We start from the raw sequence: 12,944 nt of genomic DNA on the forward strand, positions 1-12,944 counted from the left end.
AGGAGGAGATGTTTATTCGCAAACGAGATCTGTGTTGCGATTTTTCAATGCATTAATCGCTTCGGCTTGATGCGCTTTTTGCACATAACGCACAGGTGGCGTGAGTACTTGCAGTTGATAATCATCACTTTGTGGCGAGATTTCACCGACAGGAGTGATGATGACAACTTTGAGATTTGGGTTGCGACGCAAAATCGATGCCGCCGTGCCTAAACCCTGCTGAGTATGGAACATGCCGGCGATGTGTAGAACTTTGCGTTCAGGATTGGCCGCAAGATAGCGCACAATGCTTTCCGCCATGGTCTCATCCCAAGTGACTTGCGCCGCATATTGGTTCTCATTTTGTGCTGGATTGCCATGGTGCATTGAAGCCATAAAGGTGCTCTTGTATGGCGAATCTTGAATGTTAACTTCGGTTGCGACCCATTGGCGCTGTTCGGGGCTTAAACGGTCAAGATAATCAATCCCTACTCGGCCAATGCAACGCACGATAGGTTTTGGGGCATTGGCAGCAATCACGGGCAACTGTTGGCTTTTCGCAAACTCGACCAAAGGGCGGTAATCACTTTCGTAATTAGGCCAAGCATTCGCCTTTTGGATCAGATACTGCTCACCAATTTTCCCAGTGAGATAGTCATCCATCAAGGGTTGAGCATCACGGGTAAACTGTTCCATCGACAGTACCATCGGATGGCCATTTTCCGTCATCTGCTTAAGCAAATCAGTCTGGAAACGGTGGATACCTGCGTGGGTATGCCATTCACCGACCAGGATTACGTCAGCGTTTTCGATTTCAGCAGGCAATCTCTGTAGGCTGATCCGCTCACCAGTTGGCGTCGCCAATTGATAGTCATAAAAGGTACTAACTTGCGTTGGAGTGGCTGAGCAGCCGAGTAAGCTGAAAGAAAGGAAAAGTGCCGCAATAGTGCGCATAAGAAAGGCCTCCATAAAAATTGCGCTCATGGTAATGGAGGCGACTGACTTATGCAATCAATGAGAATCGTTATCAGTTATTTTCTGCGATACACTCGGAGCATAAAATCGGCTTCACATTCGAAAGTATCACTTTGACTAACACGGTGTTTAAAATCCTCACTGGCACGCCAAGCAAACGGAGTCATTTGCAGCAAGTCTGCCGCTTCTGAGCCATTGAGTGCCATAGGGTAGTGGAGTTTACACTCTTCAACCAATTCAAAACCCGACAGAGTTTCTGGTTGCTCTTCATGTAAACGCACCTGATCGTAGATGCCTTGTTTAAATTGATACAGGTGACGTGCCGCTGGCGTGACGGTGATAACGATGCCGCCTATTTTGATACAACGCTCCAATTCGGTGTCTTTGCATGGTGCGTAAATACGGATCACGCCATCCAGACTCTGATTGGCAAAAGGTAAGCGGTGGCTAGAGGCTACGGCAAACTGGCACTCTGGGTAGCGTTTGGCCGCGTAGCGTATGGCGATTTTGGAAATATCGAGCCCAAAAATTTGTGCTTCACTGTCTTGCTGGCGCAAAGCCTTGGCAAAAAAATCGGTGTAGTAGCCTTCACCGCAACCAATATCGAGCAGCGTTTGCTGGCGGTCCGTTAAATAGGTTTGGCACAATGTGGCAACTTTTTCACGCATGGGCGCGTAGTGGCCTGTGTGTAAAAAACGGCGACGAGCCTGTGTCATCTCTTTGTTATCACCGGGATCTTTGGAGCGCTTATGCTGAACAGGCATCAGATTGACGTACCCCTCTTTCGCTACATCAAATTGATGACGATTGATACAGGCGTAAGTATTTTGGTTTAGCGTTAGGGGATGCTCACACAGCGGGCACAAAAAGGTCATGGTGGTCTCAATCAACAAAATAGAGGCGTAAGTTTAACGGCAGCCGCGCGAAATACAAAGCGCAACCCAGTCTCTTAACGCGGTTGATGTTGACTGCTCGAGGGATAAAGGCCGCTCAAAGGCTTGAACGGCCTTACAGTTAAAGAGATCAACATTAAAAATTGAAGGCGACACCCGTTGAAAGGAAGGTTGATTGTTGATCAAAAAAGTTCACCGCATCATCGGTTTCACTCAGTCCTGCCATCGCGTTAATCGAGACATTTTGCCAACCAAAGGGCGCGCGATAGACATACAGCGCAAAGGCGCTCCAGCGGTCGGCATCACGGGTTTTCGCAAAAATCGGGTGTGCGGTATCGTACTCTTCTTGTCCATAACTGAGGGTTAAAAACAGCGCTTGTGGGCCGAAAAAGGTATTCACACCGAGTTGATAGTCCAGCGCCGTAAAATCAAATGCATCCCCTTGAGCATCACGCTGGGTATAGGTGATTTGCGGGACTAAAGACCAAGAGCGGCTCAGAGCTAAAGAGATTTCAGCCGATACTTGTTGATACTCACTGTTGCGATTGAGTAACGCACGTTGCGTATTATTGAGGCCGGATGTCGCACCGCTTTGCTCTTCATCGACTTTGTAATCTAAGTAGGCATAACGCAGAGTAATTGGAAGCGCGAAAGGCGCAATATAAGCAAGGCGTCCTCCTTGTGCGCTGATGTCGGTCGCCGCTCTTGCCGTCTGCGTTAAATAGGGATCGCGCCAAGTTTCATTAATCCCAGGCAGCGAAGGAAAATAAGCGAGTGTAATTTCACCCAGTCTCTCAAATCGGTGGGTGATACCCAGTTCCGCTTGTAGTTGTCCCTCGATCACTTGGTCGGTACTTTGACCGGCAAAAAGCTGAGTATTTCCCGAGGCAAAGGTGTATTGCACATTCCCGAGTGGTGCAAACAGGAGCTCGGAAGTGGAGGTACCTGATTGCTGTAAATCCGTGGTGATCGCGTTGTCATCATTGGTGTTCATTTGCGATTTATCACGCACGTAAAAGCTGTTAAGACTCAGTGTGACATCCCAACCAGGCTGATTTCTATCGGTTGGGCCTTGAGCATAAGCCGCTGGTGGCAAAGAGGCGACAAGCAAAGTGAGTAGACTGGGGTAAATAATGTTCATTAGGCTTCCTTACCAAATGTATGCGTTATCCCCTTCCGACTTGAAGCTGCAGCGGTGTGGGCTACGTTCGTTCACCCCAATCACATAGTTTATCTATGGTCATGCGGATTCACTCACTTGTCGCCTACCAGCAACTCTAAGTCGTTTGGGTATATATCAAGAGGCACAATTATACCGAGCTAAGTCCTGAATGCCATGACGAAAAGATGAACAGAATGTGGATCGCTCAGTAAATTTGTCAAAAATGAAATAAGCAGCACCCGCGTTGCAATCCAGAATGGATATACCCTTCCTACTTGAAGCTGCAGCGGTGTTGGCTGCATTCGTTCACCCCAATCACATAGCGTATCTATGCTCATGGGGATTCACTCATTTGCCGCCTACCTGCAACTTCAAGTTGTTTGGGTATAAAGTGCTGCTTATATCGAGAGGACTATTGAGCTTGGCTAGTGATTTGAGTGACTAGCTGATGATTTTGCCCCGGCTGTAAGGTGATACCCTCTGCCAAAGACGGCGCATGCAGTGTTGATTCCACACACAAAAAGTGTAAGTAACCCTCATCATTCATGTCGGCCATCGATTGAGCACCTTGTTGCCAAGGATTCCACAACACCGCGGAGTTATGACCTTGATTTTCAACGGTTAGCGTGCGAGCTAATGCGGGGTCTTGCACTGTGATCAAGGGTTCGGGTTGCGTGTAAACACGGTCTATCGCGTCAGTGAGAGTGAGCAAACCGTGCTGAGTACATAGACGACTGTTTTGTAGGCTATCAATATACTCCGTTCCCACACCTGAGGTTTGCGTTTCACGAATATCACCCACGTGCAGATAAGTGTGCAGAGCCCCAGAGAAGGTCCATGCTTTTGAATCCGTGTTAGTCACATCAAGTGTCACAGTCAAGCTCTCACGGATTTCCACGTGCAATCGAACGTCAAATTGATATGGCCAAATGGCTAAGCTCTCTGGCGTGGCTTGCAAGCCGAGAGTGACGATAACGCCTTGCTCATTTTCCCTGTGTTCGATCAGTTTCCATTCTTGGTTCCGTGCAAAACCATGTGCCGGGGCGGCAATACGACCAAACCATGGCCAGCAAACCGGAATACCACCGCGTAGTGCGGCTTTGCCATCGTAAATAGCTTGTGAGCTCATCCACAGCAAGTCAGCTTGACCTTTTGGCTGAAAGGAGAGGACATGGCCACCGTGTAGTGAGATAGCGGCGCTGGCTTTGTCATGAATGACGCGTACGATTTTGACTTGATCTTGCTCAGCTATGGTGACGCAATCAGACAATGTTGTGACGGTTTTCAAAGAGAGTAAATCCATCTTAGTTTCCTTGAGTCTGCGTTTTGGCTAGCTCTGAGATTTGGTGAAATAGCGAGCAAAAGACTCGGAAACACCAATACTCAGACACCAAAAAGGCGACTCTAGAGTCGCCTTTTTGTCTAACGAATTTCTTCGCTAATCACTACATTACTTAGAGATGTGAGCGATCAGGTCAAGAACTTTGTTTGAGTAACCGATTTCGTTGTCGTACCAAGATACTACTTTAACGAATTTGTCAGTCAGTGCGATACCTGCGTCAGCATCGAAGATAGAAGTGCGAGTGTCACCGTTGAAGTCAGTAGAAACTACGGCATCTTCAGTGTAGCCTAGGATACCAGCCAGTTCGCCTTCAGAAGCTGCTTTCATAGCTGCTTTGATGTCGTCGTAAGACGCTGCTTTTTGCAGGTTAACAGTCAGGTCAACTACAGAAACGTTAGCAGTTGGTACGCGGAAAGCCATACCAGTCAGTTTGCCGTTCAGTTCTGGAAGAACAACGCCTACTGCTTTCGCTGCGCCAGTTGAAGATGGGATGATGTTTTGAGAAGCACCACGGCCACCGCGCCAGTCTTTTGCTGAAGGACCGTCAACTGTTTTTTGAGTTGCAGTTGTCGCGTGAACAGTGGTCATCAGGCCAGACTCGATACCGAAGTTGTCGTTCAGTACTTTAGCGATAGGCGCTAGACAGTTAGTTGTACAAGAAGCGTTAGAAACGATGTCTTGACCCGCGTAAGTCTTGTGGTTAACACCCATTACGAACATTGGAGTCTTGTCTTTTGAAGGACCAGTCAGAACAACTTTCTTCGCGCCTGCTTCGATGTGTTTACGAGCAGTTTCGTCAGTTAGGAACAGACCTGTTGCTTCAGCAACAACGTCAACACCGATTTCGCCCCATTTCAGGTCAGCTGGGTTACGTTCTGCAGTTACACGTACAGTTTTGCCGTTAACGATCAGGTTACCGTCTTTCACTTCAACAGTGCCGTTGAAACGACCGTGAGTTGAGTCGTACTTCAGCATGTATGCCATGTAATCAACGTCGATCAGGTCGTTGATACCTACAATTTCGATGTCATTGCGCTCTTGCGCAGCACGGAAAACGAAACGACCGATACGGCCAAAACCGTTAATACCTACTTTGATAGTCATTATAGTTGCTCCACAACTTAATTTCTGATTAAAGATAACTGGTAGTAAAATTACAGAATCCAGTTAAAAGCTGCAACAGATAATCGGACTTAACTTGTTTAAAGTCAAAAAAAAGCGTCGCTTTTTTTCACAATCGTTTGCAACTGATTAACTTTTAAACTTGAGCCTGCTTTTTATGCTTACCAATTGACGTAGAATGTGGCGATGGTTAAGTACCGCACACACTAAAAAATCTTGCTCAAAATAGAGTGAAAAAGTATGTGCCACAAACTCTGAATTAGGCAAGTTTTTCACAAAAAATGGTCAGTGAAGCGATAAGTAAAAAGGAAATAGAAAGGGTGAAATTCGAATCAAAAGATCTGCACAAGCCTGATGAATACTGGCGTGAGCACCTGACGGAAGAGGCGTTTTATGTCTGCCGCCAACAGGGGACAGAAGCACCATACTCAGGTAAGTTGTTACACAATAAAGACACGGGTCTTTACCACTGTACCTGTTGCCAAAGCGCTCTGTTTAGCTCTGAAAATAAATACGATTCGGGCTGCGGTTGGCCAAGTTTTGATGCGCCGATTAATGAACAGGTGATACGCTTTTTGGATGACTTTAGTCACGGAATGGTGCGTACCGAAATTCGTTGTGCAGCCTGTGATAGCCACCTTGGACATGTTTTTGAAGACGGTCCTAAGACGACAGGATTGAGATTTTGTGTTAACTCGGTGTCGTTAATTTTCAACAAAAAGTGAATATTGCCAGACGACTTGGAGTGTTAGGTGGGTGCCAAGTGAGTTCATCCCCGAGCACCAATAGGTTATGCGATGGGAAATAACCGCCGTCAACAGCGCTGCATCTTTAAGTCGGAAGGGATCAGCGGCCAAGAAATTCGCCGCTGATTTCCGAGGCACTTCACCCTTCGTTAGGTTTAGGCAGGGTAGTCTTGGTGTAACTGCCGTTACGGATCGTTTTAGCAATCGTGCTGGCAGTATCATCCAATGCGGCAAACTTCTCTTGGCTAAAACCGTAAAGCCGTTTCATTTCTGTTGTGGACGCAACCGAAACCCCAAACTCTTTGCCAATCATTGCCCACAGATAAGCATGCTCTTTATCATGCAGAGCATGGTAGTTACTGGCTAAGGCTTTCAATATCTCAATATTGACGGGTTGACCATTGCTGAGCTCAAGTGTTTTATGCAGCAGCTCGATGGTTTTCGGTTTATCGCGGTCAGTGTAAAAAGTGGCGAGGGCGTACTGCATCTCGGCCGTTTCTAATTCAGGCTTACCTTCCAACTGCAAAAAGGCACGCCGCGCCGCGTGATCACCAATCTGACTCCACAAGAAATAGAGTGCTTGTGGTGAATTGGATTGTTTCAGTTCAGCCACGATACGTTCTTGCTCTTTGCCTGAATTGACCAAAGCATTAAAGCGATTCTCTTTTAGCTTCGTTTGATCAATCGCTTGGATTTGCGAAGCAAGCTCAAGACATTTTCGATAAGCACTGACCAAATGGTATTCTTTGATGCTTTTTTCATCGCTCGGTGATTTCAAAATTTCAAAGCGGTGCCATATCAGATCGGTTCTGGGAATGCGGCATTGCCCATCATCCATATTGAGCTGTTCACAGCGCAGATTGGGGTTGTCGGCACAGAGCTTTTCGGTGTTCTTGCGATTCTCGAAACAGCCACTTAACAGCACTAGGCTTGCGAGAATAAGTAATGGTTTAGTCAAATTCATGATATCGGCTTGTGATCAAATACACTTATTTATTTAGCTGTTCTTGACGCATTACGCTAGCTCGTTATGTTGACGCCACATCACTTTTGAGCAGGATGAGATCATGGACACCCAACAACTGATTAATGCGATTACGCCTGAAGCTTATCAGCGCCTACTGTACGCCGTAGAAACGGGCAAGTGGCCTGAGGGTACACCACTTTCACAACAGCAGCGAGATTCCTGTATGCAAGCTGTGATGTTGTATCAATCTAAGCATAATACACAGGCAGACCATATGTCGGTTGGCGTGGGAGGCGAGGTGGTTTTTAAATCCAAAGCGGAACTGAAAAAGCGTTTTTCGGAAGGGGAAGAGGATATTCTGCGCGTTAACCCCAACCAAGAGGCATAAATAATCCTCAATCTAATAATGAGCCTCGCATTACGCGAGGCTCATTGGCAACCATGTTAAATGGGGGAGATCGCTTTTCGATCTTCTGCTTCAACCACTACAGCGTCATTTCACCACGTAACACTTGCTGCATTTTGGCTTTCACTTCTTCATAGGAAAGGTTCTGGCTGAGTAGATAATGCAGTTTGGCGAGCGCCGCTTCAGGCGTCATGTCATAGCCACTGATCACGCCCGCATCAGCCAGTGCACAACCTGTGGCGTAGCCGCCCATATTGACTTTGCCCGCAAGACATTGGGTCAGGTTCACCACAATCACCCCACGTTCAGAGGCCGCTTTGAGCTGAGCTAGTAACTCAGGATTCTGCGGTGCATTGCCGACACCGAAGGTGAGCAGGATCATCGCATTCACGGGTTGCAATAGGGTATTGCGGATCACCTCATGAGAAATGCCGGGGTACATGGTAATCACACCAATCGGTTGTGGCGTGATCGGGTTGACTTTGAACTCACCACTCGGTTTTTCATCCACTTTGACGTTGGTGCTCAATTCAATATTGATGCCTGCTTCCAATAGAGGTGGTAGGTTTGGCGAGCTGAAAGCACTAAAACCGTCGGCGTGTGATTTGCGGCTGCGGTTGCCACGCATCAAACGATTATTGAAGAACAGAGTCACTTCATTGATAGGGTAATTGGCTGCGACGTGCAAGGCATTGAGCAAGTTGGCTTGGCCGTCTGAACGCAGATCCGCCAGTGGAATTTGTGAGCCTGTGACAATCACAGGTTTGCCTAAGTTTTCGAACATGAACGACAGTGCTGAAGCTGTGTAAGCCATGGTATCCGTACCGTGGAGGATTACAAAGCCGTCGTATTTGTCGTAGTTGGCCGCAATATCGTCAGCAATAAGCTGCCAATCAGCAGGCGTCATGTCAGATGAATCCATCAAAGGATCGTATTCATGAATGGTAAACAGAGGCATTTCTGGACGGTGAAACTCGGGCATGCTGGCTAATTGCTTTTCCATAAACCCTGCAACAGGAACGTAGCCGTGATCCGATTTTTTCATGCCAATGGTGCCGCCAGTATAGGCGATATAAATATGTTTTCTTGCCATAGCGAGAAATCACTCAGTGTAGGGAACAGAGCGGCGATTATAGCGAAAACTCTTGCAATAAAAAGAGGCGCTTCTTGCAAAGCGCCTCGGTATATCAAGGGTTGTGACCGCGTAGACTATTCTACTTGGCAGGGCAGACAGAACGCATATTGCCCTTTAGGATCATTCAATTGATTGAGCAGCGACGTTTGTTGTTGCCACTCTACTGCCAAGGGTTGCAGTGATTTTGGCAAGAGAGTGGAGACATCCAAACCTAAGCTGACACGTACTTGTCCGAGCAGATCTTGTAAAAATTGCTGGGCTGGAGTGAGTGGCTCTTCAACCCAGTACAGGTTATATTGATCCAACTGTGCCAGATCCGCTGCCAAATGTACGGCATCATCAAAATCACCCAACTGATCGACTAAACCGAGGGTTTGTGCATCTTGTGCAGTCCAGACTCGGCCCTGAGCCAGTTCATCCACTGCTTTTAAGGTCAGGCCACGTTTCTCTGCAACCAAAGAAATAAAGCGCTGATAACCGTGTTCAATACCCAGTTGAATCGCATCTTTTGCACCTTGGGTGAGGCCCGTGGTCAGGCCTTGTCCTGAAAAAGGCGTTGTACCAACACCATCAGTATAAATACCAAGGTTGTTCAGTCCTTTCTCGAAGGTAGTGATCACGCTGAAAATACCGATTGAACCTGTCAGTGTGGTCGGTTGGGCGACAATCTTATCTGCGCTCATCGAAATCCAGTAACCACCGGAAGCGGCAAGGCTTGACATCGACACCACCACAGGTTTCCCCGCCGCTTTCAGAGCTTCAATTTCATTGCGGATCACTTCGGAAGCAAACGCGCTACCCCCTGGGCTATCGACACGCAGTACGACCGCTTTTACATTGCTGTCGTTACGAGCTTCGCGCAGTAATCCAGCTACGGTATCGCCACCCACGGTACCACGTGGCTGTGAGCCATCCATAATCGCACCGCTCGCGACGACAACGGCAATATCGTTGGCATCGGTCAGTGTCGTTGGCTTAATGGTGGTTTTGTATTCGTAGTAACCGATGGCGTTATAACTGTCTTTTCCATCGCTACCAAAAGTTTCCGCTAACGTTTGGCGAACTTGCTGACGAGTCGCCAGTTCATCGACGAGACCGACTTTTTTGGACAGTGCAGCTAAGTCACCATTCACTTCTTTCAACTGAGCGACAAACTGCTCCATGCTTGGAGTAAGGGTTTTGATCTCAATTTGGCGATTGGCCGCGACATCATCGACGTACGCGCTCCACAACTGAGTGAGCCAGCGAGAAGCGGATTCACGAGCCGCATCAGACATATCATCACGCACAAAAGGCTCAATTGCCGATTTGTAGGTGCCGACACGAAAGACGTGAGTGGTGACATCCAATTTCTCAAGCAGAGTTTTGTAGTACATGGAGTAGGCGCTGTAACCTTTTAGCAGTACGGCACCATCTGGAGCGAGGTAGATTTTGTCCGCATAACTCGCCAAGTAATATTGGCTCTGATTATAAAAATCCCCAACCGCAAACACAGGCTTACCAGAGGCTTTGAATTCGTTGATCGCTTTGGCGATATAACGCAGCTTAGTCAAGTTGGTTTCTGGCATGTCTCCTAAAGCCAACACAAGCCCGGTGACATTGTTGTCATTTTTCGCATGGCGTAAGGTTTCAACAATATCAAACAGCACGTTTTCGCGGGGGAGCTCTTCACCAAACACGGAGCCCGTAAAGGAGTCCATCGGGTTGATGTGCGTACTCTGCTCAACAATCGGGCCAGACAGATTGAGCACCAGTGCCGAGGATTTATCCATGGTGGGTAGCGGGGCGTCAGCGTGGACATAAATAAAGTAAATAATGCCAATACTGAGTAAGAAAATAAGGTTAGTCAGTGCCAGCCTGATGAAGGTGATCGCTTTCCAAATCCCTTTCAAAATCAGCCCAACAAAACGAAATAGTGATTTCATGGTATCTCCAGACCAACGGAGTGGCACAACACTCCAAAGCTTCAGATGTCTAGTGCATATCAGCGCACAACGAACCACATCCTACGTTATCTGATCGGGGCAAACAACAATCTTGCAAACCAGCGTAACCTTGATCGCTGTTACACAAATGTAAACACTTGTTTGATTTTTGTAATTGGCAAGAATATTCTGGTCAGACCATATCAATAAGAAGCAAAGTGAAGTCGCTATGTACCCAAATCTATTTCAGCCTCTCGATCTTGGTTTTACTCAGCTCAAAAATCGTGTGTTGATGGGCTCTATGCATACTGGCTTAGAAGAAAATAAGGAAGGGCTGCACAAGCTGGCGGCCTTTTATGAAGAACGTGCCAAAGGTGGCGTAGGCTTGATTGTGACGGGTGGCTTTTCGCCTAACTTGCGCGGCCGTCTGCACCCATTCAGCGCTGAATTTAGCAAAACTAAGCATGCCAAAGCCCATAAAGTGGTGACAGAAGCGGTGCACCGTCATGGCGCTAAAATCGCTTTGCAACTGCTGCATGCGGGGCGTTATGCGATGCATCCATTTTCACAAAGTGCTTCCGCGATTCGTGCACCGATTGCCAAGTTTGCCCCGAGTGAAATGAGCACTCGCCAAATCCGCAATACCATCCAAGACTTCGCCAATAGCGCCGAGCTTGCACAACTGGCGGGCTATGATGGCGTCGAAGTGATGGGGTCAGAAGGTTATTTGATTAACCAGTTCATCTGTAAGCGCACCAACATGCGTTACGACGAGTGGGGCGGCAGTTATCAAAACCGCATTCGTTTTCCAGTTGAAATTGTTAAAGCTATCCGTGAAGCGGTTGGCAAAGAGTTCATCATTATCTTTCGTCTGTCGATGCTCGATTTGGTGGAGCAGGGCAGCACTTTTGAAGAGGTGGTGGTGCTTGCCAAAGCCTTAGAAGAGGCGGGGGTCACCATTATCAATACCGGGATCGGCTGGCATGAAGCGCGTATTCCCACAATAGCGACCCAAGTGCCGCGTGCCGCCTTTAGCTGGGTGACGGAGAAGATCAAACCCTATTTAAAAGTGCCTGTCGTGACCTGTAACCGCATTAACACGCCGGAGCAAGCGGAGAAAATTTTGGCGAGTGGTCAGGCGGATATGGTGTCGATGGCGCGCCCGTTTTTAGCCGATGCGGATTTTGTACGCAAAGCGCAAGAAGGGCAGAGCGCGCTCATCAATACCTGTATTGGTTGTAATCAAGCTTGTTTGGACAACGTCTTTCGTGGCAAACGTGCCAGCTGCTTGGTGAACCCGCGCGCTTGTTATGAAACTGAGATTGTGGTTAAACCCGCACAGAGCAAAAAAATTGCGGTTGTCGGTGCTGGCCCTGCCGGTTTAGCGTTTGCGACGACCGCTTCAGAGCGTGGTCATCAAGTGGATCTGTTTGAACGCAATGACAGAATCGGTGGCCAATTCCGTCTTGCGATGCAGATCCCCGGCAAAGAAGAGTTTCGGGAAACCATTCGCTATTTTGCTAACCGGATTGATCAAACTGGCGTGAAGTTGCACCTGGGTTGTGAAGTGCAATTTAGCGATCTGCGTGGCTACGATGAAGTGGTGATCGCCACGGGCGTGACACCTCGCAAAATCGCCCTAGCGGGGCTGAGTGAATCATCAAAAGTAGTTGATTACCAAACCTTAATTCGCGAAAAGACACCCGTAGGCCAAAAGGTCGCGATTGTCGGCGCTGGCGGTATTGGGGTGGATGTGGCGAGCATGCTCACCGAGCCGAAAGATCAAACTTTAGATGATTGGTTATACGAATGGGGGATTGATAAAGCCATCGAGCACCCCGGCGGTTTGTACCCATATCCTGAGACAACCAGTGAGCGTGAAGTCTGGCTGCTGCAAAGGCGCAAAGGCGCGGTGGGTAAAGGGCCGGGTAAAACCACGGGCTGGATCCATAAACGCACGTTAGAAAAACGCGGTGTGCATTTGGTTGGTGGCGTGCAGTATCAGAAAATCGATGAGCAAGGTCTGCATATTGAGCGTGATGGAAAATCAGAGCTGATTGATGCTGATAGTGTGGTGATTTGTGCAGGTCAAGAATCCGTGCGTCCTTTTGAGGCGCAGTGGGCTGAGCTGGGCGATAAGCTGCATGTGATTGGTGGGGCGGATGTCGCCGGAGAGCTGGATGCTGCGCGCGCGATTCGTCAAGGTGTGGAGCTGGCAGTTCGATTGTAACTTGTTGAGTGAAAACCATGAACGGCAAAGGGCACTTCGGTGCCCTTTGTTATTGTCTACTG

Annotated in this window: 11 protein-coding genes; 3 read left to right on the forward strand and 8 right to left on the reverse strand. The window is 48.1% G+C overall.

The features are described 5' to 3' along the window. Nucleotides 1–12: 12 nt before the first annotated feature. From T411_RS0100930 to gap, 5 genes are all read right to left on the reverse strand, one after another. A complete protein-coding gene (locus T411_RS0100930) occupies nucleotides 13–933 on the reverse strand; it encodes a ChaN family lipoprotein (RefSeq protein ID WP_001259038.1) in 921 nt (306 codons plus the stop codon). Between the two features lie 77 nt (nucleotides 934–1,010). Further along, nucleotides 1,011–1,829 (reverse strand): 23S rRNA (guanine(745)-N(1))-methyltransferase, encoded by an 819-nt coding sequence (gene rlmA / locus T411_RS0100935; RefSeq protein WP_000143339.1) that lies wholly within the window; start codon nucleotides 1,827–1,829, stop codon nucleotides 1,011–1,013. 154 nt (nucleotides 1,830–1,983) lie between these two features. Then, on the reverse strand, nucleotides 1,984–2,988 hold the full coding sequence (locus T411_RS0100940) for a DUF2860 domain-containing protein (RefSeq protein ID WP_001021735.1): 1,005 nt from the start codon (nucleotides 2,986–2,988) through the stop codon (nucleotides 1,984–1,986). A 433-nt stretch (nucleotides 2,989–3,421) separates the two neighbouring features. Then, a complete protein-coding gene (locus T411_RS0100945) occupies nucleotides 3,422–4,312 on the reverse strand; it encodes a D-hexose-6-phosphate mutarotase (protein ID WP_000365090.1) in 891 nt (296 codons plus the stop codon). A 147-nt stretch (nucleotides 4,313–4,459) separates the two neighbouring features. Beyond that, on the reverse strand, nucleotides 4,460–5,455 hold the full coding sequence (gap, locus tag T411_RS0100950; RefSeq protein ID WP_000153496.1) for a type I glyceraldehyde-3-phosphate dehydrogenase: 996 nt from the start codon (nucleotides 5,453–5,455) through the stop codon (nucleotides 4,460–4,462). A gap of 299 nt (nucleotides 5,456–5,754) precedes the next feature. Here gap and msrB point away from each other — a divergent pair, with 299 nt between their 5' ends. After that, the gene (gene msrB, locus T411_RS0100955; RefSeq protein WP_001881721.1) at nucleotides 5,755–6,198 is read left to right on the forward strand and encodes a peptide-methionine (R)-S-oxide reductase MsrB; all 444 of its coding nucleotides are present in this window, start codon (nucleotides 5,755–5,757) and stop codon (nucleotides 6,196–6,198) included. Nucleotides 6,199–6,358: 160 nt separating this feature from the next. On the opposite strand, the gene T411_RS0100960 is transcribed toward msrB, so the two are convergent. Further along, nucleotides 6,359–7,183 (reverse strand): DUF2989 domain-containing protein, encoded by an 825-nt coding sequence (locus T411_RS0100960; RefSeq protein WP_001054630.1) that lies wholly within the window; start codon nucleotides 7,181–7,183, stop codon nucleotides 6,359–6,361. Between the two features lie 103 nt (nucleotides 7,184–7,286). Between T411_RS0100960 and T411_RS0100965 the strand changes: the two genes are divergently transcribed. Then, nucleotides 7,287–7,574 (forward strand): YeaC family protein, encoded by a 288-nt coding sequence (locus tag T411_RS0100965; protein ID WP_000381017.1) that lies wholly within the window; start codon nucleotides 7,287–7,289, stop codon nucleotides 7,572–7,574. A gap of 97 nt (nucleotides 7,575–7,671) precedes the next feature. Here the strand turns inward: T411_RS0100965 and ansA are convergent, their stop codons facing one another. Together ansA and sppA are read right to left on the reverse strand one after the other, a co-directional pair. Beyond that, complete coding sequence (ansA, locus tag T411_RS0100970; protein WP_000101384.1) at nucleotides 7,672–8,685, reverse strand: asparaginase; 1,014 nt, start codon at nucleotides 8,683–8,685, stop codon at nucleotides 7,672–7,674. Nucleotides 8,686–8,801: 116 nt separating this feature from the next. Then, entirely contained in the window at nucleotides 8,802–10,652 is a 1,851-nt protein-coding gene (gene sppA / locus T411_RS0100975) for a signal peptide peptidase SppA (RefSeq protein WP_000838328.1), read from the reverse strand. A gap of 229 nt (nucleotides 10,653–10,881) precedes the next feature. Here sppA and T411_RS0100980 point away from each other — a divergent pair, with 229 nt between their 5' ends. Beyond that, the gene (locus T411_RS0100980; RefSeq protein WP_000283414.1) at nucleotides 10,882–12,882 is read left to right on the forward strand and encodes an NADPH-dependent 2,4-dienoyl-CoA reductase; all 2,001 of its coding nucleotides are present in this window, start codon (nucleotides 10,882–10,884) and stop codon (nucleotides 12,880–12,882) included. The last annotated feature ends 62 nt before the right edge of the window (nucleotides 12,883–12,944 follow it).

Origin of the sequence: Vibrio cholerae ATCC 14035 (genome assembly GCF_000621645.1) — a bacterium.
Taxonomy (GTDB): Bacteria; Pseudomonadota; Gammaproteobacteria; order Enterobacterales; family Vibrionaceae; genus Vibrio; species Vibrio cholerae.